General features: G+C 31.4%; 26 protein-coding genes. 9 read left to right on the top strand and 17 right to left on the bottom strand.

All coding sequences use genetic code 11. The annotated features are described in order from the left end of the window. Positions 1-32: 32 nt before the first annotated feature. Positions 33-1,208, top strand: coding sequence for an aminotransferase class V-fold PLP-dependent enzyme (locus SOI86_RS08895; protein ID WP_320681456.1), 1,176 nt, complete (start codon positions 33-35; stop codon positions 1,206-1,208). Between the two features lie 30 nt (positions 1,209-1,238). Here SOI86_RS08895 and SOI86_RS08890 read toward each other — a convergent pair whose 3' ends face one another. The 4 genes from SOI86_RS08890 to yidD form a co-directional block, all read right to left on the bottom strand. After that, positions 1,239-1,943: an SDR family NAD(P)-dependent oxidoreductase gene (locus SOI86_RS08890; protein WP_320681455.1), complete on the bottom strand. Its 705-nt coding sequence runs from the start codon at positions 1,941-1,943 to the stop codon at positions 1,239-1,241. An 81-nt stretch (positions 1,944-2,024) separates the two neighbouring features. Then, entirely contained in the window at positions 2,025-3,560 is a 1,536-nt protein-coding gene (locus tag SOI86_RS08885; protein ID WP_320681454.1) for a UDP-N-acetylmuramoyl-L-alanyl-D-glutamate--2,6-diaminopimelate ligase, read from the bottom strand. 9 nt (positions 3,561-3,569) lie between these two features. Further along, positions 3,570-3,872, bottom strand: a complete 303-nt coding sequence (locus tag SOI86_RS08880; protein WP_320681453.1) for a glutaredoxin family protein — start codon at positions 3,870-3,872, stop codon at positions 3,570-3,572. A gap of 4 nt (positions 3,873-3,876) precedes the next feature. Further along, positions 3,877-4,113 (bottom strand): membrane protein insertion efficiency factor YidD, encoded by a 237-nt coding sequence (gene yidD, locus SOI86_RS08875; protein WP_320681452.1) that lies wholly within the window; start codon positions 4,111-4,113, stop codon positions 3,877-3,879. Positions 4,114-4,208: 95 nt separating this feature from the next. Here yidD and rpsD point away from each other — a divergent pair, with 95 nt between their 5' ends. From rpsD to cysK, 4 genes are all read left to right on the top strand, one after another. Continuing rightward, positions 4,209-4,817, top strand: a complete 609-nt coding sequence (rpsD, locus tag SOI86_RS08870; protein WP_320681451.1) for a 30S ribosomal protein S4 — start codon at positions 4,209-4,211, stop codon at positions 4,815-4,817. 76 nt (positions 4,818-4,893) lie between these two features. Continuing rightward, positions 4,894-6,057 (top strand): PLP-dependent aspartate aminotransferase family protein, encoded by a 1,164-nt coding sequence (locus SOI86_RS08865; RefSeq protein WP_320682522.1) that lies wholly within the window; start codon positions 4,894-4,896, stop codon positions 6,055-6,057. A 3-nt stretch (positions 6,058-6,060) separates the two neighbouring features. After that, on the top strand, positions 6,061-7,530 hold the full coding sequence (locus SOI86_RS08860; protein WP_320681450.1) for a PLP-dependent transferase: 1,470 nt from the start codon (positions 6,061-6,063) through the stop codon (positions 7,528-7,530). 84 nt (positions 7,531-7,614) lie between these two features. Further along, positions 7,615-8,601, top strand: a complete 987-nt coding sequence (gene cysK, locus SOI86_RS08855) for a cysteine synthase A (protein WP_320681449.1) — start codon at positions 7,615-7,617, stop codon at positions 8,599-8,601. 2 nt (positions 8,602-8,603) lie between these two features. Here cysK and queA read toward each other — a convergent pair whose 3' ends face one another. The 5 genes from queA to lipB form a co-directional block, all read right to left on the bottom strand. Beyond that, a complete protein-coding gene (gene queA, locus SOI86_RS08850; RefSeq protein ID WP_320681448.1) occupies positions 8,604-9,746 on the bottom strand; it encodes a tRNA preQ1(34) S-adenosylmethionine ribosyltransferase-isomerase QueA in 1,143 nt (380 codons plus the stop codon). Positions 9,747-9,752: 6 nt separating this feature from the next. Further along, a complete protein-coding gene (locus SOI86_RS08845) occupies positions 9,753-11,120 on the bottom strand; it encodes a dihydrolipoamide acetyltransferase family protein (RefSeq protein ID WP_320681447.1) in 1,368 nt (455 codons plus the stop codon). Between the two features lie 215 nt (positions 11,121-11,335). Next, positions 11,336-11,779, bottom strand: coding sequence for a YlqD family protein (locus tag SOI86_RS08840; RefSeq protein ID WP_025880659.1), 444 nt, complete (start codon positions 11,777-11,779; stop codon positions 11,336-11,338). A gap of 39 nt (positions 11,780-11,818) precedes the next feature. After that, complete coding sequence (locus tag SOI86_RS08835) at positions 11,819-13,762, bottom strand: AMP-binding protein (RefSeq protein WP_320681446.1); 1,944 nt, start codon at positions 13,760-13,762, stop codon at positions 11,819-11,821. Positions 13,763-13,789: 27 nt separating this feature from the next. Further along, entirely contained in the window at positions 13,790-14,440 is a 651-nt protein-coding gene (lipB, locus tag SOI86_RS08830; RefSeq protein ID WP_320681445.1) for a lipoyl(octanoyl) transferase LipB, read from the bottom strand. A gap of 44 nt (positions 14,441-14,484) precedes the next feature. Here lipB and hpf point away from each other — a divergent pair, with 44 nt between their 5' ends. The 4 genes from hpf (at position 14,485) to SOI86_RS08810 (ending at position 17,771) form a co-directional block, all read left to right on the top strand. After that, complete coding sequence (gene hpf, locus SOI86_RS08825; protein WP_320681444.1) at positions 14,485-15,069, top strand: ribosome hibernation-promoting factor, HPF/YfiA family; 585 nt, start codon at positions 14,485-14,487, stop codon at positions 15,067-15,069. Positions 15,070-15,076: 7 nt separating this feature from the next. Beyond that, positions 15,077-15,736 (top strand): 2-deoxyribose-5-phosphate aldolase, encoded by a 660-nt coding sequence (locus SOI86_RS08820; RefSeq protein ID WP_320681443.1) that lies wholly within the window; start codon positions 15,077-15,079, stop codon positions 15,734-15,736. Beyond that, positions 15,737-16,522, top strand: a complete 786-nt coding sequence (recO, locus tag SOI86_RS08815) for a DNA repair protein RecO (protein ID WP_320681442.1) — start codon at positions 15,737-15,739, stop codon at positions 16,520-16,522. It abuts the gene before it with no gap. 82 nt (positions 16,523-16,604) lie between these two features. After that, positions 16,605-17,771 (top strand): glycosyltransferase family 4 protein, encoded by a 1,167-nt coding sequence (locus tag SOI86_RS08810; RefSeq protein ID WP_320681441.1) that lies wholly within the window; start codon positions 16,605-16,607, stop codon positions 17,769-17,771. Here the strand turns inward: SOI86_RS08810 and proC are convergent. The 8 genes from proC to SOI86_RS08770 all read right to left on the bottom strand — a co-directional run bounded on the left by proC (position 17,768) and on the right by SOI86_RS08770 (position 23,839). Next, positions 17,768-18,580, bottom strand: coding sequence for a pyrroline-5-carboxylate reductase (proC, locus tag SOI86_RS08805; RefSeq protein WP_320681440.1), 813 nt, complete (start codon positions 18,578-18,580; stop codon positions 17,768-17,770). The two genes, SOI86_RS08810 and proC, sit on opposite strands and share 4 nt — an antisense overlap. 7 nt (positions 18,581-18,587) lie before the next feature. Next, positions 18,588-19,163 (bottom strand): cell division protein SepF, encoded by a 576-nt coding sequence (locus tag SOI86_RS08800; RefSeq protein WP_320681439.1) that lies wholly within the window; start codon positions 19,161-19,163, stop codon positions 18,588-18,590. Between the two features lie 149 nt (positions 19,164-19,312). After that, positions 19,313-19,948, bottom strand: a complete 636-nt coding sequence (locus tag SOI86_RS08795) for a YggS family pyridoxal phosphate-dependent enzyme (RefSeq protein ID WP_320681438.1) — start codon at positions 19,946-19,948, stop codon at positions 19,313-19,315. A 3-nt stretch (positions 19,949-19,951) separates the two neighbouring features. Next, positions 19,952-20,218 (bottom strand): PII-interacting protein PipX family protein, encoded by a 267-nt coding sequence (locus SOI86_RS08790; RefSeq protein WP_320681437.1) that lies wholly within the window; start codon positions 20,216-20,218, stop codon positions 19,952-19,954. Positions 20,219-20,236: 18 nt separating this feature from the next. After that, entirely contained in the window at positions 20,237-21,151 is a 915-nt protein-coding gene (locus SOI86_RS08785; protein WP_320681436.1) for an energy-coupling factor transporter transmembrane component T, read from the bottom strand. Continuing rightward, positions 21,151-22,524 carry a ribosome biogenesis GTPase Der gene (gene der / locus SOI86_RS08780; RefSeq protein ID WP_320681435.1) on the bottom strand — a complete coding sequence of 458 codons (1,374 nt, stop codon included), beginning with the start codon at positions 22,522-22,524 and terminating at the stop codon, positions 21,151-21,153. Before der ends, SOI86_RS08785 begins: the two co-directional genes overlap by 1 nt. A 74-nt stretch (positions 22,525-22,598) precedes the next feature. Further along, positions 22,599-23,084 (bottom strand): DUF1823 family protein, encoded by a 486-nt coding sequence (locus SOI86_RS08775; protein ID WP_320681434.1) that lies wholly within the window; start codon positions 23,082-23,084, stop codon positions 22,599-22,601. Next, entirely contained in the window at positions 23,084-23,839 is a 756-nt protein-coding gene (locus SOI86_RS08770; RefSeq protein ID WP_320681433.1) for a precorrin-2 C(20)-methyltransferase, read from the bottom strand. Before SOI86_RS08770 ends, SOI86_RS08775 begins: the two co-directional genes overlap by 1 nt. Positions 23,840-23,851 lie beyond the last annotated feature (12 nt).

Genomic DNA, 23,851 nt, shown 5'->3' with positions numbered 1-23,851 from the left:
TCAAGAATTTAAAAATATAATTTTAATTTTCCATGATAAATAATTTAAGAGAACAAATACCAGCATTAAAAAATAAGTATTATTTCAACTATGGAGGTCAAGGACCATTACCAAAATCTTCTCTAGAAGTAATAGTCAGAACTTGGGAAATTATCCAAGATTTAGGACCATTTACCAATGATATGTGGCCTTTTATTTACAAGGAAATATTGACTACAAAAAGAATCATTGCACAAAAATTAGGTGTCAATTCAAAGAATTTAGCCTTAACCGAGAATATTACTTCTGGTATGATTTTGCCTTTTTGGGGAATAAAAGTAGAAGAAGGAGAAGAATTGTTAATAAGTGACTGTGAACATCCTGGCGTAGTAGCGGCAAGTCGAGAGTTTTGCAGAAGAAATAAATTAATATTCAAAATTTTGCCAATCCAAAAAATTAAAAATCTAAACGATGAAAATATAATTTTAGAGATTTCAAAAAATCTAAATAGTAAAACTAAGATTTTAATTATTTCTCATATTTTATGGAACTTTGGATATAAAATTCCTTTAAAACAAATTTCTATAGAATTAAAAAATAATCGAGAGAATTCTTATCTACTTGTTGATGGAGCTCAAACCTTTGGGCACATAAAAATTGAAGAGGAAGTTTTTTATTCTGATTTATATTCAATAACTTCTCATAAATGGGCATGTGGTCCAGAAGGTCTTGGAGCCATTTATGTCTCAGATAGATTTATTAATGAAACAGATCCAACAATAATTGGTTGGAAATCACTAAAAAAAGAACAAGGCATCTATGAACCATCAGATAATCTTTTTCATGATGATGCAAGGAAATTTGAAATAGCTACCTCTTGTATTCCTTTACTTGCTGGGCTCCGGAATTCTTTAGATCTTTTGGATAAAGACTGCCATGAAAAAGAAAAAAACAAAAATATCAGAAAATTAAGTAAAAAACTTTGGGAAAAATTAAATCAATTAAAGGGTGTTGAATTAGTTTTAGAAAAAAAATATTTAAATGGGATTGTTAGTTTTAATATCGAAAATATTAAAGATAAGGATAAATTTGTACAGAAACTTGGAGAAAAGAAAATTTGGATTAGAGTTTTAGAAGATCCAAAATGGTTTAGAGCATGCGTACATCAAATGACTACAGAAGCTGAAATTGATTTACTTGCTATAGAAATAAAAAAAATATTGACTTAAAGATCTATTGATATATAGAAAAAATATATTTTACCAAGGTATCTCCGAGTTGTCCCATCCAATAAATTTTCCAGTAGATTCTGGTGATTGATTTTTAATAATATTGATCAAGAATTGGGAGGATTTTTCTTTACTAAATAATTTATGTGCTGGAACAAATTTATGAAAAGGTCTAGATAAATCAGTATCTACTGTTCCTGGATGAAGCAATGTGATAGTAGCCTTTGGGAAACGTCTAGCCCATTCAATACTTAAAGATTTAAAAAGCTGATTTTGCGCAGATTTTGCAGCTCTATATGAATACCAACCTCCAGTTTGATTATCTCCAATGCTGCCCACTCTTGCACTTATACTTGCAAAATTAAAATCAAAATCTTTTGGTATAAATTCTTCAATCGCTTTAGCTAATAAAATAGGAGAGAAGGCATTTATTGAAAAACTTTCCATCATATTTTTTTTATCAAGATGTTGTAATCTTTTTTCTGGTTGAAGAGAATCACTATGAAGTCTACCTGTAGCATTAACAACTAGCCTTAATTTTGAAGGATGATTTGATATTTTATTTTTCAACTTCAAAAGGGATTGAGGATCCTCTATATCTAATTCCCAAAAAGAATTAAATGTACTTTTTCTTCCACACAAAACAACATCTAAATCTTTTTCACTTTCATTCAGATCTTTAGCTAGTTGTGTTCCAATTCCACCAGCGCCTACAACTAAGGCTAAGCCTTTCATTTTATTAAAAAAAACTCCATTGATTCTACGAAACTTTTCTTGTGATTTGCGTAAAGATCTTTCTTATTTGATTAGGAAATTTTATTGAGATTTATTTTTTTCTTTTAATAATTTATAAGCTATTTTTCTATCATCAAAATTAATAACTTTATCATTGAGAATTTGGTAGTCTTCATGTCCTTTTCCTGCAATTAAAACAATATCTTCTTTATTGGCAAATTTAATAGATTCATTTATTGCTTTAAATCTATCAATCTCAATTGTTATTTTTTCTCTTTTTTTTATACCCATCAAAATATCATTTACTATCTTTTGGGGTTCTTCTGATCTTGGATTATCTGAAGTTATAAAAAGTTGATCAGAAAACTCTTCAGCTATTGATCCCATTAAAGGCCTTTTACTACGGTCTCGATCTCCGCCACAGCCAAAAACAGTTATGAGTTTCCCTTCACAAAGTTTTTTAATTGATTGCAAAACTTTTTTTAATCCATCAGGAGTGTGGGCATAATCAACAATTACTGTTGGAAGTGATCCTAAAACGACATCATTATCAATTTGTATTTTCTCCATTCTTCCAGGAGCACCAGGGAAAGATTGTATTAACTTTGATAGATCCTTTAAAGAAAAATTAAGTTTATACAAAATTGTTATTGCTTGAATCGCATTCATTAAATTAAATTCACCAACAAGTGGAACAAAAAGTTGAATTTTTTCCCTAGGTGTATGAAAAATACAATTGGAACCACTTTCAGTAAATTTTTTATCTGTTACGAAAAAAAAATCATCATTTTCAAATTCACTTTCAGTAATCTTTGTAGAGACTAATGAAGATCTTTTTTCAAGATCAGATGATAATTTAGATATCCAATGGTCATCATGATTTAATACACAAATTCCATCTTTCTCTTTTAAGTAAGGTGGGAAAAATAATTTTCTTTTTGTTTTAAAATATGATTCCATATCTAAGTGATAATCAAGATGATCTTGAGTTAAATTAGTAAAAATAGCCGCCTCGAATTCGCATCCTGATATCCTGTTTTGAGCAATAGAATGTGAACTTACCTCTAATATCGCGAATTCAGATTCTGCCTCAACAGCAGTATTTAATTTCTTTTGAAGTTTATCGGCAAAATCAGTTGTATGAGAAGCCACTTCTGAGAAGCCAGGCCATCTATTAAGCAAAGTCCCAAATAATGCAGTTTTTTTCCCTAATTTTTTTAAAAGATATTCCAATAAGAAAGTAATTGTCGTTTTTCCATTTGTACCCGTAACACCAATAAGTTTAAGTTTTCTTGAAGGCCTATTCCAAAACTCAGCGACTATTTGACCAAAAATATAATCTAAATTATCCTCTATCACCAAAATCCTTTCTCGATCAATAGATCCAATTTTCTCTTTTGCAGCAACCCCAATAATGGCAGCCTCCGCACCATTTTCAATTGCCTCAATACAATATTTTCCTCCATCAACATTTAAACCCGGCATACCTAAAAATAAAGTTCCTTTTTGTACTTCTTTAGAGTTAAAAGAAATATTATTGATATCATGATCGATTAAATCTAATGAAGGAATAATTCCTACCAAATCTAAAAGTTTATGTAATTTTATAGATCTCATATAAAAAATTTATTTCTCCAGAATGGTACTAATATTTTTTATAAACCAATTCTTTAATTGATCATCTTTTAATCTTGGAGAAATGCGAGGCAATTCTATAATCTCCTTGGACCTAATTCCTTCAACAGCAATAACAGGTACTTCATAATCATATTTTTTATATTTATCTTTATATAAATCGACCCTATCAATATCAATTTCTTTGAGCTCCTCTAGATTAGGGAATAACTCATTAAGATTTATTTTTGCCAGTTTGTTTTTTAATGAATCACAAAGGCAACATCCCTGCCTAACAAAAATAAATATTTTCATTCATTTAGTCAGGCACAGGGTCACATCCACAGGGAGTTAAAGGATGACATCTGCTTAATCTTCTTAAAGTTAACCACCCTCCCTTCCAAGGACCATGTCTAGTAATTGCCTCGTATCCATATGAGCTGCAACTTGGAATAAATCTGCATCTTGGTCCGAAAAAAGGAGAAAACCACTTTTGATAAAACGAAATTATAAAAAGAAGTATAGAAGTAATTGATTTATTAATAGTTTTGAACACTTTAATGATGTAAAATAATATTTCCAGTAGTAATTAGTTTAATTGAATTTAATCAATTATCCAATTTATTGCAAATTTCTATTTAATTTAAAATTATGTCAAGATACCGCGGCCCCAGATTAAGGGTTACGCGTCGCTTGGGAGAACTACCAGGTCTCACCAGGAAAGCTTCAAAGAAGTCTAATCCTCCAGGTCAGCACGGCCAAGCCCGTCGCAAGCGATCAGAATATGCAATTCGTCTAGAAGAAAAGCAGAAACTTAGGTTTAATTATGGAGTTTCTGAAAAACAACTAGTACGTTATGTAAAAAAAGCTAGAGCTCAAGAAGGATCTACAGGAACTAACTTACTAAGACTTTTAGAAAACAGACTTGATAATGTTTGTTTTAGATTGGGTTTTGGAGGTACCATTCCAGGCTCAAGACAATTAGTAAATCATGGCCATGTAACCGTTAATGGAAAGGTTCTTGATATTGCTGGTTATCAATGCAAATCAGGCGATGTAATCGGAATTAAAGAAAACAAAGCAAGCAAAAAACTTGTAGAAGGTAATATAGAATTCCCTGGTTTAGCAAATGTCCCACCTCATCTTGATTTAGACAAGCCTAAATTAACGGGAAAAATAAATGGGCAATGCGATAGAGAGTGGGTGGCTCTTGAAATAAACGAACTACTAGTTGTTGAATATTATTCAAGAAAAGTTTAATACTACTTTTCTTTGGATTATTAAATCTCTCTTTTAAAAAATGAGAGATTTAATTTCATTCTTATTTTTAAAAATAATGGGAAATAAGGAAAAAAATATAAAAAAGCCAGGTTTTAAGACCTTATCAATTCACCATGGTGAAACATTTGCAGAAGAAACTGGATGCGTTATGCCTCCTATTTTTTCTACATCTACTTTCAAACATGGAAATAAAGATAATTTCGACTACACCAGATCAGGCAATCCAAACTTTAGAATTCTAGAAAACATCCTTAAATCAATAGAAGATTCTAAATACTGTACAGTTTTTGGTTCTGGGATTAGCGCGGTAAATGCAATTTCATCAACACTAAAATCAGGTGACAAGATACTCTGCGAGTCAAATCTCTATGGTTGTACAGTCAGAATGTTCGAAAAAGTTTTCAAGAAATTTGGACTAGAAGTTTTATACACAGATTTTACAAACGAAAATAATATCAAAAAGATTTCATACATCGAGCCCACCTTGATATGGCTAGAAAGTCCAACTAATCCACTTTTGAAGGTACTTGATATTAAGGCGATTTGTGATGAAGCGAATAAACTGCAAATCCCAGTGGTTGTGGACAACACCTTTTCTACGGCACTTATTCAAAAACCATTGGAACTTGGTGCAACACTATCACTCGTAAGCACAACAAAATTCATTAATGGACATAGTGATGCACTTGGTGGAGCAGTACTGACAAATAATGAGGTATGGAATAGTAAGATGCTTTTCTCTCAAAAAGCTCTAGGGCTTCAACCATCTCCTTTTGATAGTTGGCTCATTACGAGAGGAGTGAAAACTCTTCCTTTAAGAATCGAACAACAAACGCAAAGTGCAAAATTAATTTCTGAAGAATTAGAGAATCATAAAATAATTAGTAAAGTAATTTATCCTTTTAGTCAAAAACATCCGCAATTTAATTTAGCAAAATCGCAAATGAGATCTGGAGGTTCGATGATCACTATAAAATTAAATCTTAAAAAGGAGGATACTTTTAAATTTTGCAAATCTCTCAAATATTTCTCGTTAGCAGAAAGCCTTGGAGGAGTTGAAAGTTTGATTTGTCACCCCGCAACAATGACTCATGCTTCTGTTGATGATAAAACAAAAAATCTTTTAGGGATAGATGATGCTCTTGTCAGATTATCGATTGGATGTGAAGAAACAAACGATTTAATCTCAGACATATTATTTGCTTTAAATAAATTCTGAAAATTGAGAGATTTACTTAAAAACCCTATATGGAAAAATTTAGAGTTGGGATATTCTATTCCTGATAGTATTCATGCTGTTTCTGTAGCATTACCAACTTGGAATGATGTAATAAATTACGAGGAAAAAAATCAAGAATGCATGAATTTATTGAAGTCCATTTACCCAAGATTCGGGCTAAACCCCATAGTGAAAAGATTATGCGAAAAAGTAAAAAAAGAAAATTATTATAACAATAAAAGTATCTGGCCATATCCGAATGAAAGCATAGCTTTTAAAGCCAAAAAATACATTGATAGAAATACCTCTGAACAATTTTCATTAATAGAAAAAAGAGATAATTTAGCTTTCTTAATAACTGAAAAAGAAGGAAGTATTTATGCAAAATCTTTTTGGCAACATACTGGTCTTGGTATATCTTCAAGGGCTGCTGCTATAGAACTAGGTCTTGAAGATTGCCCTCCAAAATCTTACGTAAATGAATGTTCTCAAAGAATAAAAAATAGAATTTCTAAATCTACAAAAATTAACTCTAATGATATTCACTTAACTTCATCAGGAATGTCTGCATTGCATACATCATTAGAAATCATATATAAATTATTTCCAGCTAAACCAACACTCCAAATTGGTTTTCCATATGTAGATGTACTTAAATTACCAATGAATATCTTTCATGGAGCCAAGTTAATTACAGAAGAAAATTGCAAGGATATTGAATTAGAAATTAAAAGAATAAATCCATCAGCATTAATTATTGAACTACCGAGTAATCCAATGCTCAAATGTGTAAAAATTAAAAAAATTTCAAAAATAGCAAAAAAGTTAAATATTCCCTTAATTGTTGACGATACAATTGGTTCAAATTTAAATATAAATTCCCTAGAACATGCAGATATAGTTTTTACTTCACTTACAAAAATTTTTTCAGGTAGTGGTGATATTCTTGCAGGATCATTAATACTAAATCCAAAAAGCAAATGGATTGATCAATTTAGAAATGCATTAAACGAGATTAATCTTCCAACACTTTCCGATGGAGATACAGTTTATCTGGAGAAAGTTAGTAGAGATGTAAATCAAAGAGTTTTTGAACAAAATAAAGCATGTTTAGAATTAAAAAAAAGATTAGAGTCCCATAGCGAGATTAAAAATATTTTCCATCCTGAAAATTGTCCAAATTTTAATTCTTTACTTACTTCTGATGGCGGATACGGGTGCTTATTATCATTTGAATTAAATGGAGGATTGAACAAAGCTAAAAAATTTTATGATTCTCTACAAGTATCTAAAGGACCTAGTTTAGGTACAAAATTTACTTTAGTTTGTCCTTATGTCTTACTAGCTCATTATGACGAGTTGGATTGGGCTGAAAGTTTTGGTATACCCTCGCACCTTATTAGAGTATCAGTTGGATTAGAAGACCAAGATCAATTATGGAAAAGCTTTTCTGAAGCACTAAATAATTTCTAAATTCCTAGTATTTACCGTATAGAAACTTATATACTCTTTTTCTGAATAATAGTTAGTATTAATATATATTTTCTCAATATATAAATGGCAAAAATTTATGAGGACAACAGTTTTGCTATTGGAAACACTCCATTAGTAAAATTAAAATCAGTTACTAAAAACGCGAAAGCCAAAGTACTTGCAAAAATTGAAGGTAGAAACCCCGCTTATAGTGTCAAATGTAGGATTGGCGCAAACATGATCTGGGATGCAGAGAAAAGTGGGAAACTTACGAAAGACAAAACTATTGTTGAGCCAACTTCTGGAAATACAGGAATTGCTCTAGCTTTTACTGCTTCAGCAAGAGGTTATAAACTGATCCTTACAATGCCAGAATCCATGTCAATTGAAAGAAGAAGGGTTATGGCAGTGTTGGGGGCTGAGATTGTTTTAACAGAGGCATCTAAAGGGATGCCTGGAGCAATAGCTAAGGCTAAAGAAATTGCAGAAAGTAATCCTTCTCAATATTTCATGCCAGGTCAATTTGATAATCCAGCAAACCCAGAAATTCATTTCAAAACTACTGGACCAGAAATCTGGGATGATTGCGATGGTGAAATTGATGTTTTAGTTGCAGGAGTTGGAACTGGAGGCACAATTACAGGAGTTTCAAGATACATTAAGCAAGAGAAGGGCAAAAATATTACTTCTGTAGCTGTAGAACCCTCACATAGTCCTGTTATTACACAGACAATGAATGGAGAAGAGGTTAAATCTGGACCACATAAAATTCAAGGAATTGGAGCAGGATTTATTCCTAAGAACCTTGACTTATCAATTGTTGATAAGGTTGAACAGGTAACAAATGACGAGTCAATCGAGATGGCTCTTAGATTAGCAAAAGAAGAAGGTCTATTAGTTGGAATATCTTGTGGAGCTGCTGCCGCTGCCGCTGTAAGATTAGCTGAACAAGATGAATATGCGGGAAAAACTATTGTAGTTGTTCTACCTGATTTAGCAGAGAGATATTTATCATCAATTATGTTTAATGAAGTTCCAAGCGGAATCATACAAGAACCAGTCAAAGCCTAAATCTATTTTTTCTCCAGGAACGAATCTGGTGAAATATACATAGCATCGCCATAAGAGAAAAATCTAAATTTTTCTCTTATGGCTTTTTTATACAAATCTAATAATCTTTCTCTACCAATCATTGCACTTACTAATAGTAATAATGAACTTTTAGGAAGATGAAAATTAGTTAATAATCCATCAACTACCTTAAATTTATAACCTGGCTTAATAACTAAATCCACGTATTTAGCTATGGGAATAAAGTCATTAATTTCGTGAGAATAACAACTTTCAAGAGCTCTCACGCTAGTTGTCCCAATAGCAATTATTCTTCTATCTGTTTTCTTTATTTTCTTTATTTTCTTTATTTTTTTTATTTCCTCCACTACTTCCTTATTAACACTTACCCATTCTTTATGAAGTTTTAAGTCACTTAGATCTTCTTGATCAATTGGTTTGAATGTTCCATAGCCCACGTGCAAAGTTATCGGTAAAATTATTACTCCTTTTTTTTTTAGATTAGAAATAAGAGTTTTGCTTAAGTGTAAACCAGCAGTTGGCGCGGCAACGGCCCCTGGATTAGTTGCATACTCAGTTTGATAACTATTCTCATGAAAAGATTCTTCTTCGGAATTTTTTATATAAGGCGGGAGAGGTATTTCCCCGTATTTATCAAGAAGGTCATTCATTGAATTGAGATCAGTTATATTTTCAGGAAATTTAATAAATCTCCCTCCAGTTTCTTCATCAACCCCATCAACCATCAAATTAATATCTTGTGCAGAAGGAGATTTTAATATTATTTTTCTATTTATTTTTAACTTTTTCGCTGGCTTTGCTAAACATAACCAAACAGATTCATGGGATCTTTCTAAGACTAATAATTCGACTAAAGTCCTATGTTCTAATTCAACCTTTAACCTTGCCTTCATTACTTTAGTATTATTTACAACCACAAGATCGCCTTCTCTAAATTCATCTAAAAGATTCTTGGTTAATTTATTAGTTAAGCAATTCTCTTCTAAAACACTATTTCTTACTATCATCAATCTTGATTCATGCCTTATTGCAGCAGGTTTACTAGCAATTAATGATGGATCTAGAAAATAATCATAAGCTTCAAGCTTAGAATCTCTCCCTTCATTATTAATTTGAGAAATCAATTAAAATCAAGATACAAGTGTCTCTGGCTCATTTTCAATCAGGTAAGCCAAGTCCTTCAAGAATGAAGCACCATCAGCTCCATAGATCACTCTGTGATCAGCTGTAAGATTTACTTGCATTATTTTTTTAACAGATATTGAACCATCACTATTAGCTAAAACAGTTGGTTTAGATGATGCTATCGCTAAGATCGCACCGGTCCCTGGGGGTAGTATTGCGTCAAATCTATCAACACCAAACATACCAAGGTTAGATAAGGTAAATGTTCCTGTTGAGTATTCATCTGGTTCTAATTGTTTTGATCTCGATCTTTTTACTAGATCTTTCCATTCCCTAGATAATTCAAATAAATCAGTATTACAGGGTTCTTTTAATACTGGAGTTATTAGGCCCCCATCTTCCATCGCAACAGCAACAGCAATATTTATATTTTCTGGATAAGAAATTCCATTCTCTGAAAAGCTTGAGTTAACTTGAGGATGTTTCTTTAGTGTCTTTGCAACTGCCTTTACAAGTAAAGCAGTCATAGTCACTCCGTTCTGTTTTACCTTTTTGTAGAAATTATCTAATTTATCTGTATTGATAGAGTAACCCACCCTAAAACATGGAACATCTAAACTAGATTCCATATTTTTATTTACCGCTTTTTGAAGAGTATTAAATTGAACTGTTTCTCCAGGATTACCAAAACTATTTCCTGAAGTTTCTGGTTTACTTTCAACTCCCACATTTGCACCAGGAATACTTGCAGGAGAACCACCTTCTCCTATCCATGGTATAGAAACAGGTTGGCCATTAGCTTTTAAAATATCATCGGCTTGAATCCTTCCGTGAGGCCCAGATCCATGAACCTTTGCTAAATCAACACCCATTTGAGAGGCTAGTTTTTTAGCTCTTGGAGATGCAATTATCCTCGAAGAAACATTACTTGTAGCGGCATTAATTTGATCAGTATTAAAAGATGGTACAGGCTTTTCACTCTTTAAGACGACTTCTTCAGCTTCTTTATTGATATTTTCAGTCTGGGCCACTGGTTTTTCTTCAGTTTTATTGCTTACCAATTCAAGTTGGTCTGAAGTAGAGACTTCGGATTGATTTCCTTTATTTTGTTCTTGAACAGAAGCTATCTCATCCTCATTTTCTACAATGAGACCAATAGTTTCTCCAACAGGTGCAGTGCTGCCAGCAGGCATCAAAACTGCTGCAAGATATCCATCTTGAAAAGATTCAACATCCATATCTGCCTTGTCAGATTCAACAACCAAGACAGATTCGCCTCTTTCAACCTTATCTCCCGGATTTTTCAACCATTCCACAATCTTGCCCTCCGTCATAGTAGAACTCAAGGCAGGCATGAATATTTCGTGAGACATAAGAAAATTTTTATTGCATAAGTTTCAAGGGATTTTTACCAAACTTTCAAAAGTTTTTATGATTAAGAGCCCTTTAAACTCTTGATCTAATTATACGAAATCATGTTCACAGTGGAAACTCTTAAAACTTAAGAAAGTAATAATTTAGATCGATTAGAATTTAAAAATTTTCGCAATTAAGATCTATTTTAATCCAACATACTAAATCTTTTTATTTAATTATTATCTATAGATTGAATAACTCCATCTTTAACAGTAATTGAGACTTGCATTTTTTCAATAAGATTGTCGCCCACAGTGACATCACAGAAACTATCTACTTGTCCTTGATCAACAATTTCGTCCATTTTTAATTCGCGAACTTGACTCTGTTGTTGAAGTAGATTTCTTTTTTGTTCTTCAATTTCATTTCGTTTTGCTGCAACTTGTTGTTGGACCTGACTAACCTGTTCTTGAACTCTTGGATCTAGAGGATTAACCGATTGGGATCTAATATTATTTACTATTTGCTGCCCCTCCTGCTCAAGTTGAGATAATTGCTGGTCAATGTTTGAAATTGCTTTACTTAATTCTTTTTCAGCATCTTCCTTCCAAGTTGGTGTAACTACAGCTTTAATAGCTATTGAGCGCTTTATAGATATTGAGTTTTTTGTTTCCATAAAAAATTAAATTACCTTATTAAATATAGATAGAACAAATCAAATTTTCTTACTAAATTTGTTTTCATACATATTTTCTATTTGTAATGAATACTTTTTTTCTATTTCTTTTCTTTTTTGTTTAAGAGTTTGTGTTAACAAACCATTTTCTAAAGTAAAGGCATCAACAAAATAACAATCTAATATTTGTTCTTCTGATCTTGCTCCTAATCGACTTTTAAGCAAATTATTAATTTGTGATTTAAAAAATGTACCAATATTTTTATTCAGGTTTAATTCCGAAAGGTCTTCTTCCAAAAACTTGTTTTTAACCAATTCGACATTAGGCACTACAAGGGCTGTTAAACATTTCTTGTCTTGTCCTACTAGTTGAATCTGATTAATAAATTCAGAACTAAGGATTTCGGTCTCAAGCGGATTCGGTTCTATATTTTCACCACTTGAAAGCACTATTGTATCCTTGGCTCTTCCTGTTATAAAAAGAGAGCCATTAGGTATTAGGAAACCTAAATCACCAGTATCAAACCAACCATCCTTGGATAAAACATCTTTTGTAGCTAATTCATTATTAAGATAACCTTTCATTACTTGTGGTCCCTTAACGAGAATTTTTCCGACTTCTCTGAACTTCAGAATCTTTTTTTTATCATCATTTACTATTTTGATTTCAGTAAATGCTAGAGGCTGACCGGATGATCCTCTAACATTTAATTCTCTTCTCCTACAAGTCAATACTGGACTAGTTTCTGTCAGGCCATATCCCACCAAAACGTCTACACCTAAAGATTCAAAAAAAAGATCCACATGTTCTGGCAATGCACCTCCGCCGTTAATAGGAAATTTCAGTTTTTCTCCGCATAGTTGTCTAAGAATATTCGGCCATAAAAAAATAGTAGACAATTTATGTAAAGGATATCGACCAATAACAGAACCCATTAAGGGAATTTTTGATTTAAAAGTTATTTGATTGATATCTAAATTTCTTATCTTTCTTAGACTTCTTTTAAAAACTGAACTATTACTTATCAAAAACTTAATAAGTTTTTGCTTCTTGGAAGGCATTTTTTTTAAAGCCTGAAAAAAACCATCATGTATTGCCTCCCATAGTCTTGGGACAGTGGCCATGACAACAGGTTTTATTTGTGTAATATCATCTTTCAGAAATTTTGGGATTGTATAGTATTGTGAGCAACCACATGAAAAAAAGAAGTATTCAGCACTCCTCTCATAAGAATGCCAGATAGGCAATACGCTTAATACAGAGGTCCCAGGTTCTGGATCAGCGATATAAGCCAAATTAATTATTTGATGTAAAAAATTTGCATGAGTCAAGGGGACACCTTTAGGTTTTCCTGTTGTACCTGAGGTATAAAGAATGGTAGCAACATCATCAATTTTTGGATTAAATTTTTCAATAATATTATTTTTTGAATTTTCTTTTTCTCCTGCACTTATAAATTGATTCCAACTTATTAAACTTTCAAATTGTTCATCTTCTAAATTAACTATAAATTTTAATCTTTTTTTTAATTCTTCCCTATTGTTTAATTTTAGCCAAATTTCCTTAGATTGAACTATTAGTCCTACTGAATTAGAATGATCAATAATATAGTCTAATTCTACGGAAGGAGAATTAATACCTCTAACTGCATTTATTGCTCCTAAACGCATTAAGCCTTGATCTGATACTAGCCATCTTGGAGAATTTTCAGATATTACAGTGACTACATCCCCTTTTACTAAGCCATAATTTTTAAAAGAAAAAGAGACTTTTGTTATTAAATCAGCCAGCTCAGAATAAGAAAATTTTTCTTTGTATTTCCCTCTTAAATCGCAAACAGCTAAAGTATTACCACATTTAAATTTTAAATTTTCCCAAATTTGATCTATATGATTAAGCTTATCAATAAAATCTCTATTTTTAGAAAATTTATCTTTTTGAGAAAGAGGTTTGGCTGAAGGCCAATACGCTAAATCACCCATATCAAATTGATTGTGAAATTTTAATTTCTATTTTGATACAAAATCAAAATTAAATTCTTCTTGAATGATTTTTTTAACAATTATCTTGACTTCTTGAATATTTAAATTTTTGTTGTAATCAATCATATTTGCCATCAGACAATTTTCTATTCCGCAGGGAACAATTTTATTAAAGTTTTCTAATTCGCAGTCAATATTAATTGAAAATCCATTTATCGTAATCCATCTTTTACATCCAATTCCAATTGAAGCAATTTTCTTATTTCCTATCCAAACACCAGTAAACCCTTTTCTAGAATGACAATCTATATTAAAAGTCCCAAGAATTTTAATAATAATTTCTTCAATTTTTCTTAAATACCAATTTAAATCTTTATTAAAATTTTTCAAATCTAAAACCAAGTAAGTTACTAATTGTCCTGGCATATGGCAAGTAACCTCACCACCTCTATCAATCTTATAAACATCATAATTATGATTATTCAGAGAAAATAATAAATTATCGTAATTAGATCCTCTACCCAACGTATAACAGAGTTGATGCTCCCCTATCCAAATAAAATCAGGGTTAGAGTTATCTAAAATCAATTCCTCCTGATATTCTTTTTGTAATTTATAAACATCATTAAAAGAAGAAATCTTATCAGGTTGTTTAATTATTGCTGTTCTATTAACCATATTTAAGTAAATTTAGAAAGTAAGTAAATATTTTTAGATTTGTTATGAGAATTTTAATCCATGGGAAAAATCTTGAGCTCACTGGAGCATTAAAACAATATACTGAAGCAAAGATAGAAAAAGCCACACATCACTATAAGGATATCGTTAAAGAAGCCGACATACACCTTTCAATAGAAAAGAATCCAAGAGTCTCGTTCCAAACTGCAGAAGTTACAATTTTTGCAAATGGTACAGTAATTCGGGCTGAAGAAAAAACTGAAAATCTATACTCAAGCATTGATCTAGTTTCAAATAAACTTTGTAGAAAATTACGTAAATACAAAGAAAGAAAGAATAAAACAGCCCATAATAATCAATTTAAAAATAAAGAATCTTTCCCAATTGAAAGTAAGGAATCAGGACTTTTAGAAAAAGCTTTATTTAAAAAAGGCATAGAAACAAGTCTGCCTGAGCCATCTATAAAAAATAAATACTTTGAAATGAATCCAATTTCATCAGAAGAAGCAAGAAAACAATTAGATCTAATTGATCATGATTTTTATGTTTTTAGAAATAAAAAAAATAATGAACTTCAAGTTATATATAAGAGGAATCATGGAGGTTATGGACTGATTCAATCTAAATAACTTTTAAATGTCAAATATTGAATATGAATTAAACGAGAAAATTCATGCAATTATCATTAACCCCTATCTAACTTGGGAGGATTTCTGCACGAATTGCGATTTAATAAAAAATTATAATATCAAGAATATTTCTACTTCATTGAATTATTTAGATCATTTTAAAAATCGTTTAAGCAATTACAGCGCAAACATAAATGCACTAATTTCTTACCCTTTAGCAGATTTACCAGTTTCCTTTATTGAAGAATTAGTTATTTTTGCAAAAGATAAAGGTGCAAACGGAATTGAATATATCCCAAACTTTATTAATTTATCTAAGAGAAATTTAGAAACTTTTGCCGCTGAAATTGATCAAGTTAAGTTATCTGGATTACCAGTTTCAATAATCATAAATAAATCAAAACTTCAAGAAGAAGTTTTGTATAATGCTATAGAAATATGTTTGGAATTAGGAATAAAAAATTTTCAATTCGGAGATGGGTTTGGGCCTCCTATTACATTGAATGATGTGGCTGAAATACTAAAAATAACAGGCTCCCAAAATAAAATTAAAGTAGTAGGTGGCGTAAAAAAATTGAAACAAGTTATTGATTTGTTTGATAATGGTATTAGTAGCGTGGGAACTTCTAATTTTTATGAAATTTTTCAAGAAGTAAAAGTTATTTAAATGTCTGGTTCTGGTGAGTGCAGACTAGAAGGTCTCTGTATTAAAGCTTCTCCATTAGGAGAAAACGATAGATTAATAACTATTCTTACCGACGAGCAAGGAATTATTCGATTAGCTGTACCTGGTGCTCGACGACCAAAAAGTAGTCTTGCCGCCGCTACTCCTTTAACATATTTAAGTTTGCAGATTTTTGGCAAAAGAAATCTTAAGTCTGTACGTCAACTTAAAATATTAAAAAGCTATTCTGGTTTGGGGAAAAATATTGAATGCCTTGCAGCTGCACAGGCAATAACTGAATTAACATTTTTATTAGTAGGAAATAATGACCGGCAACAAAACTATTTATCTTGTGTTCTTGCTCATTTAGATAGGATTTCTTTATATGAGGAATCTAAAGAAGAAGATATTAAAATACTTTCGATGAGTATTCAATCATTAATTCATCTATTAGCTATCGGGGGGATTAATTTACCAATTCATCACTGCTGTAAAACAGGCGCTCCTATTATTCCGCCTTTAGGAAATTGGGAATGGAGTTGTTATTTTTTGCCAAATGAAGGCTTTTCATCTATCGAAGATCCTCAAAGTAACCTTAAAATAAATTCATCTGAAGTCGCCTTATTACAGAGACTGCTTTTTCCAGAATTACCAATAAAATCCAATGGGGAATTATTAGGGCCTAAAAAAGTTTGGCTTAAAATATTATTTATTATTGAAACTTGGATATCTGCTCAATTAGAGAAAGATCTATCTTCACTAAAAATCCTGAGAGAATTATATAGTTAGCATGATTCAACATTAACAAATTTTAAAATTATGACCTTGGGTACTTTGACTGTTAACTTAATAAATAGTTTATTCAATTAATTTGGTTCATATTGCGTGGCTGGGTAAAAAATCTCCATTCTGTGGGAATGTATCTTATGGTAATGCAACTACGGAAAAATTAAAGGCCAGAGGACATAAAATTAGTTTTATTCATTTCGATAATCCATCTATTTCAAATTCATCAAAACCATTATTTCTGGCAAATGATCCTGAAGTAAGTCTCCCATATTTAATCAAGTCCCAAGTTTATACTATACCTTCTCCAAGAGCAGAAAAAGAGCTACGATTATCACTGAAAAAATTAAAACCAGATATCGTACATGCTAGTCTAACTTTATCTCCTTTAGATTTTAGACTCCCAGAGATTTGTAATGAAGTTAATGTCCCACTTATAGGAACATTTCACCCAGCATTCGACGCTAATAATAGAAATTTAACTGCAAGCACTCAACAACTAACATATCAACTATATGCTCCATCTCTATCCAAGTTCGACAAAATAGTCGTTTTCTCAGAACCTCAGAAAAATGTTCTTGAGAAATTTGGAGTACCAAAAGAAAAACAAATAATTATCCCAAACGGAGTTGATGAAAATATTTGGGAACCTTTTTGCGAAAGAAACAAAAAATATGATGAGGTAAAAAATAAGCTTGGCAATGCAAGAATCTTTTTATATATGGGAAGGATTGCAAGTGAGAAAAATATCGAATCACTTTTACGTTCTTGGCGCCAAACAAAAAAAAATAATTGCAAATTAGTTATTGTTGGAGATGGACCAATGAAGTCAACACTTGAAAATAGTTTTTCTAACATTAGTAAAGAGCAATTAATTTGGTGGGGTGCCGAATTAGATTTAGAAACTAGAGTAGCGATAATGCAAATAGCAGAAGTATTTTTCTTACCAAGCTTAGTAGAGGGTTTGTCATTATCACTTCTAGAGGCAATGTCTACTGGTACTGCATGCGTAGCAACAGATGCTGGTGCTGATGGTGAAGTTTTGGATAATGGAGCAGGAATAGTAATTTCAACTGATAATGTGGCTGAACAACTAAAAACTATAATCCCAATTCTGGTAGAACACCCTTCATTCACAAAAGATCTTGGGAAGAAAGCTAGAGAGAGAGTACTTGAAAGGTATACAATTTCTAAAAATATAAATTCGCTTGAGAAAGCTTATATGAACTTAAGAAATAATTGCAAAAACTAACTAAAATCTTTACTTCGATTTCTAGCCGAAACTATTGATTCAATTAATGCCGACCTTATACTCTTTTTCTCTAAAACCCTTAAAGCAGAAATAGTAGTTCCGCCTGGAGAGGTTACTAAATTTTTAACATCAGAAGTAGTTAGTTTTTCTTCTTTTATTAGACTGATAGTTCCTAGTATCATCTCCATAACAAGTTCTTCAGAAAGCATTTTTGGTAATCCACCACTCAAACCACCATCACTTAGTGCTTCTATAATTAAAGCAATAATTGCAGGACCTGATGAAGTTAAAGCTAAAAATATATCAAGGGAATCTTCAGTAAATTCATAAATCTTACTAGTATTTTGAAATAATTCTTTTGTAAATTGTTTCTGATCTTTTGTGATTTTTTCACCCCATGCAATTCCTGTTAAACCCTTTCCTACAGTTATTGGAATATTCGTAACAACTCTCACACATTTATGGTTTGGAAATTTTTGAGTAAGTCGATTTATTGAAACTCCCGCAAGAATTGAAACTAATAAATTGTCCTTGGTTTTTATATTATCTGCCTCAGCAATATCTTTAAGATGCTGGGGTTTGACTGAAAGAAGTTTAACTTTACAATCCCAAACTATTTTTGAGTCTTTAGAACTTGAATCAAAAATATTTATATTATATTTATAATTTTCTTTTATATGTTCTAAACTTTTCTTTGAATTTACAACACAATAAACGTTTTCTGGCTTAATTAATTTTTTATCTAATAAAGGTGTAATTATAGCTTTTGCAATATTTCCAAAACCAATAATCGCAATTTTATGAGTCACAGATTAATCATGAATAAGCACTTAATTTAGAATTACCCCATGCTGGTTCAGGAGCAGTGTTTTTTTCCAAACTATATTGTGATGTATTATTCGTAGACACATTAGAAGGAGAAGCTTCTTCTGGAGAAGAACTAGTTACATTTACACAACTTGGAGCAAAAAGAAAAATACTTTCACCCACTCTCTCTTGATGCCCATCAATTGCATATGTCCCCCCAGCAATAAAATCAACCGCTCTTTGCGCCTGATCAGGATCCATCATGGTTAAATTAAGAATTACAGTTTTTCTCTCTCTTAATGATTGTATAGCTTGAGGCATCTCATCGAAACTTCTTGGCTCCATTAAGCTTACTTCTGAAGATGAATTGGAGATCCCTGGCATTCCAACTACTTTTGATGATCTGTTGTTATTCATAAAATCGAATGGATTTGAACTTGCTAGGGCATTAGAATTTCTTTGATTTTGTTTGAAATCATTAATATCATTTAATTCATCCTCTGATGCATAATCCAACTCATCAAAATCATCATCGAGATACTCATCCCCTGCAACAACTGCCTTTAATTTAGAAATAAGTGACACCTTTTAAATCCTCTTGAAATTGATTACTAAGGTATAAGAACCTTAAGTAATAGATTCATTTTTTAAATGAATAAACTACCTATACTTAAATAACGTTACTTGTACTTTACTGCAAGTTTATAGATAAGATTTTTATAAAAAATAACTAATTAAGATCTATCTCCAAAAATTAAAGATCCTAATCTTAACCAAGTGGATCCAGCGTCAATAGCTTCCTCCCAATCCCCTGACATTCCCATTGAACAATCTGGCAGTTGAAGTGAATCCGCTAGAGAGCGACATTTTTTAAACAATGCTAATTTTTCTTTAGAGCTAAGTCCTTTAGGATTAATAGTCATCAAACCGGTTATTGTGATATTTTTCAATTCTTTAATTTCTCTCCATTTCAATATTAAAAGTTCAGGATTAAAACCTCCTTTAGTAGGGTCATTACTAAACTTAACCTGCAGCATTATTAATGGATTTTTCTTCTCTTCAAATGAAATATTAGAAATTTTTTGCAACTTTTCAAATGAATCTACTGAATGAATATATTTAAAATTTTTCACTATCTTTCTAACCTTATTACTTTGTATTCGTCCAATAAAGTGCCATCTTATTTGTTTAAGATCTTTTAGGATTAATTGCTTCTCAAAAGCCTCTTGAAACTTACTCTCACCAAAATCATTCTGACCTATATTTTGAATAGTCTTGATTTCTTGACTTTTAAATCCTTTACTTACTGCAAGAATATTTACATTTGATGGGATTTTATTTTTTATTTTTAAATAATTTGAAGGGTTCACCTTTTAAAGGAAAGTTTGTTTGAATAAATTTTCCCATTTAGATAGATCTTCAGATCCTTTTCTTCTAGCTTTTTGAAGATTTACTTCGGCCTGATTACGGGCATCTAAATAAGGTATAACTTCAAAGATAACTTCTCTCTGTTTGATTTCCACCAAAAAAAACATTTTTTGTGCATATAAGGTTGCATAAATATCTCTTCCATCATTTCCAGGAGAGACTTGGTACAACATACCAAATGTTGGATGATTTAAATAACGCTCGGAACTCAAACTTAAATATTAAATTATTTATAATGCACCATACTGTTTTCTAAGAAAAATTGCTATGCAAACAAAACATATCGATAATGTATTAACAATTACACTAATAGATTTAGAAGGATAAAAAGTTCTAAATCTATTAGTTTTTATAATAATTTCTTTCTTAGAAAGCAATGATTCTGCGCCTTGATCAATTCTCAGGAATATATTTTGAAATAACCTTTCCACTAAGATTAATAAAACATTAAAGGATTTCTTTAGTCCTAAACTTCGCAAATTTATTGATCTAACTGACACTGATTTAATGATATTTTGAAATTCTTCCTGCACTAGAGGAATAAAACGTAATGCAATTAACAACTGAAAAAGCCACTTACTAGTAGGCAATCCAATCTTTCTTAATGGATACATAAACCAACTTAATCCCCATACAATGTCTTCTTGCAATGTGGTTAAAAGCATCAAATTAACACTATGAATAACGGTAAAAATCAAGGTTGAGGTTTTTATTCCTAATTCAAAAGCTTTTCTTGATAAGTTGTAGGGACCAAAATTAATAAACCATATCTTCTGCGAAGGAATTTGCAAAATATTCCATTCTTTTTGGCTTTCCAGTACTACTTGCAACTCATTGGGATTTCTTAAGTAGCCATCAAGAGATTGAATATCAGACGAGGCAAGTATTGATATACATCCAATTAATATTGACAAACATGAGAGAAAAAATAATGATCGCCACCATACTCTAGATGGCAATAAACTTAAAAAAGTAATTAATAGTAAAAAACCCACTAAACTCAATCTCCATATTGGACCTGCCCAAATTGGAGTGATTAAAAATATCATTACCATAATTATTTTTAATCTACTATCTATAATTCTTAGCCAACTGCTATTACCATGAACGTATTGACCAACAGAAAATTTGGTAAGCAAATTCATTAATCTTTTTGAATTAACTCAATATTTTCTCTTTCGACTTCTTTATTTAAAGCTCTTTGCTGTTTTCCTCTCCAAAGTAAAATGAGGGGTGTTCCTTCAAAACCTAAATTTACTCTAATTTGTTTTTCAATATATCTTCTATAAGTTATTCCGAATAATTTAGGGTCATTTACAAAAAGAGTAAAAGTGGGAGGTTTGTTCTTTACTTGAGTACCGTAATAAAGCCTACCTTGCTTGCCGCTTCTCTTAGTTGGAGGACTTTTCCAACTGATTGATTCTTTAAGTACTTCATTAACTACAGATGTTGTAACTCTTCTTCTATGTTGATTTACAGCATTAAGAGCATGCTCAAAAATATTATCAACTCTTTGACCAGTTAGGGCAGATATAAAAATCATTTTTGACCAGTGTAAAAAATAAAGTTTAGATCTAAGTTCTTTTTCTACTTGATAAATTGTTGAACTATTTTTTTCTACAAGATCCCATTTATTTACAACAATAATGCAAGCTCTGCCTTGTTCTTCTATGCGCCCAGCCAGCTTCTGGTCTTGATCAGTTACTCCATCAATAGCATCTATAACTAAAACACAAACATCACTTCTATCTATAGATTTAAAAGCCCTATTAATACCAAAGAATTCAGTGCCGTATTTAACATTTTTCTTTCTTCTAATCCCTGCAGTATCAATAATTTTCCAATGATTATCACCTTTTTTAATAAGCGTATCTATTGAATCAGTTGTAGTACCACTAATGTCACTAACTATTGCTCTTTTTTCTCCACAGATTGAATTTAACAAACTAGATTTACCAACATTAGGCCTACCAATAATTGACATCATTATCTTTTCTTCATCATCAAGGATATTATTTTCAGGAAGTTCACCAATAACGAGATCTAAAAGATCTCCAGTACCTGAACCATGAATAGCCGAAACAGGATAAGGTTCACCCAATCCTAATTTCCAGAACTCTGAAGCTAAAGAGATTCCAAGAGTAGTCGATTCGCATTTATTAACAGCAACAATTGTTTTACAGCTTGAGTTTCTCAACCATTTTGCGATTGACAAATCACCATCAGTAACTCCTTGATTTCCATCTACCACCAGTAAAGCGAGTGAAGCCTCTTCTAGTGCCAAGAAAACTTGCGTTCTTATCTCTGGGAGAAATTCACTATCATCATCAAAAACTAAACCTCCAGTATCAACTATTTGAAATTCCTTACCTCCCCATGAAGCATTTTGATAAGTTCTATCTCTTGTGACACCAGGCTTATCAAACACTATTGCATCATTACTTTGGCAAAGACGATTAACTAAGGTAGATTTCCCAACGTTAGGTCTTCCGATAATTGCTATTGTAGGGAGAATCAATTCTTCTCTCCAAAGAAAGTACTATCCATTACAACTATACCTTTAATAGAATCATTTACCTTATTCAGAGAAACTTATTTGATTTCTGGATCACCAAAATGTCCCTTTACTGGATTAGAAGGTGGTGAACTAGGCCTTGGTATCTCAACATCATTATTTGAAAAGCAATCATTTTCAAGAGCCCAATAGATCAACCAATTTACTGCGGTCGCTCTTCTAGTTCTCCTTGGATAGAGTTCATTAATCCTATAGCCCTTAAAATTAAGAAAATTTTTCAATCCCTGCTTATATTCCTTTGGGATAGACCGAGTCAAATGTACTGATGCGTTTCGCTCTGAAATGATTTGAGGAGCTTTTACAAATTTTCCTGACCAATAAGTAGGAGTTAATAAACTAGAGACCCAATCATTTGTAGGTGAATCTCTAATATAAAAAAGTCTTTCCCAAACTAATTCGCAAACAAAAACATCACTAACCTTATCTTCAAGAACGATCAATAATAATTTCTTACATATTTGCCAAGTAAATTGATTTTCTGCAAAATTTTCTGTTTTATTCATTAATCGAATCTTATCAAAATTAATGAAAAATAAGGCATAAAAGCCTCTTTGTACTGTGAAGCATATTGAATAATTTGATCAGGCATACCAACACTTAAAGCTATTAATGTTGTATTGATGATATGCTCTTTTTTTAAAATATCTCTGACTAAATTCCATCTTTTCCCAACTTTCATAATAACCAACACTATTCTCTTTCCTTTGCATTCCCTTATTAGTGAGGTTATTTCTAAATTTGAAGAAGGGCATTCCTTAATGATCAAGGTCTCGTTTTTTTTCACTAAATCAAAATCATTCAAAGCCGCTGCCGCTGACACAGAGGAAATACCAGGTATGGTTTTGGTAGTGATTTCTGGATAATTATGCTTTATTATCCTCAAAATATTCGAAGAACTTGCAAATAATGAAGTATCTCCAAGACAAAGTAAAACAACTGATTCACCATTTTTTATAAATTTCACAATTTTCTCTACAGCATTAGACCATATTTCATCAGGATCAAAATCCTTCCTTGCCATTGGAAAGATAATAGGTATATTTTTTTTAAATTTCGTATATTTCTTGACTATTTCTGCGGCAAAACTCTTTTTATTATCATCTGATATTGGAAAAACTATAACTTTAGCTTTTTTTATTGTATCCACGGCAGCAATTGTTAAAAGCGATGGATCTCCAGGGCCAACACCAACGATGGTCAATGATGCTGAATCATTTTTGTAACCTTTAAAAACTGCAAAAATTTTTTTTATTAACATTCTTAATCTTAT

The organism is Prochlorococcus sp. MIT 1314 (assembly GCF_034093315.1).
GTDB lineage: Bacteria > Cyanobacteriota > Cyanobacteriia > PCC-6307 > Cyanobiaceae > Prochlorococcus_A > Prochlorococcus_A marinus_Y.
Note: the sequence above shows the minus strand (reverse complement) of the source record. Positions and strands in the feature narration are given on the sequence as shown.

What these genes read in the sequence shown, in the direction of transcription:
- SOI86_RS08895 (WP_320681456.1), top strand. Translation starts at nt 33, where the DNA reads ATGATAAATAATTTAAGAGAACAAATACCAGCATTAAAAAATAAGTAT.
- SOI86_RS08890 (WP_320681455.1), bottom strand. Translation starts at nt 1,943, where the DNA reads ATGAAAGGCTTAGCCTTAGTTGTAGGCGCTGGTGGAATTGGAACACAA.
- SOI86_RS08885 (WP_320681454.1), bottom strand. Translation starts at nt 3,560, where the DNA reads ATGAGATCTATAAAATTACATAAACTTTTAGATTTGGTAGGAATTATT.
- SOI86_RS08880 (WP_320681453.1), bottom strand. Translation starts at nt 3,872, where the DNA reads ATGAAAATATTTATTTTTGTTAGGCAGGGATGTTGCCTTTGTGATTCA.
- rpsD (WP_320681451.1), top strand. Translation starts at nt 4,209, where the DNA reads ATGTCAAGATACCGCGGCCCCAGATTAAGGGTTACGCGTCGCTTGGGA.
- SOI86_RS08865 (WP_320682522.1), top strand. Translation starts at nt 4,894, where the DNA reads ATGGGAAATAAGGAAAAAAATATAAAAAAGCCAGGTTTTAAGACCTTA.
- cysK (WP_320681449.1), top strand. Translation starts at nt 7,615, where the DNA reads ATGGCAAAAATTTATGAGGACAACAGTTTTGCTATTGGAAACACTCCA.
- SOI86_RS08845 (WP_320681447.1), bottom strand. Translation starts at nt 11,120, where the DNA reads ATGTCTCACGAAATATTCATGCCTGCCTTGAGTTCTACTATGACGGAG.
- SOI86_RS08840 (WP_025880659.1), bottom strand. Translation starts at nt 11,779, where the DNA reads ATGGAAACAAAAAACTCAATATCTATAAAGCGCTCAATAGCTATTAAA.
- SOI86_RS08835 (WP_320681446.1), bottom strand. Translation starts at nt 13,762, where the DNA reads ATGGGTGATTTAGCGTATTGGCCTTCAGCCAAACCTCTTTCTCAAAAA.
- lipB (WP_320681445.1), bottom strand. Translation starts at nt 14,440, where the DNA reads ATGGTTAATAGAACAGCAATAATTAAACAACCTGATAAGATTTCTTCT.
- hpf (WP_320681444.1), top strand. Translation starts at nt 14,485, where the DNA reads ATGAGAATTTTAATCCATGGGAAAAATCTTGAGCTCACTGGAGCATTA.
- SOI86_RS08820 (WP_320681443.1), top strand. Translation starts at nt 15,077, where the DNA reads ATGTCAAATATTGAATATGAATTAAACGAGAAAATTCATGCAATTATC.
- recO (WP_320681442.1), top strand. Translation starts at nt 15,737, where the DNA reads ATGTCTGGTTCTGGTGAGTGCAGACTAGAAGGTCTCTGTATTAAAGCT.
- SOI86_RS08785 (WP_320681436.1), bottom strand. Translation starts at nt 21,151, where the DNA reads ATGAATTTGCTTACCAAATTTTCTGTTGGTCAATACGTTCATGGTAAT.
- SOI86_RS08775 (WP_320681434.1), bottom strand. Translation starts at nt 23,084, where the DNA reads ATGAATAAAACAGAAAATTTTGCAGAAAATCAATTTACTTGGCAAATA.
- SOI86_RS08770 (WP_320681433.1), bottom strand. Translation starts at nt 23,839, where the DNA reads ATGTTAATAAAAAAAATTTTTGCAGTTTTTAAAGGTTACAAAAATGAT.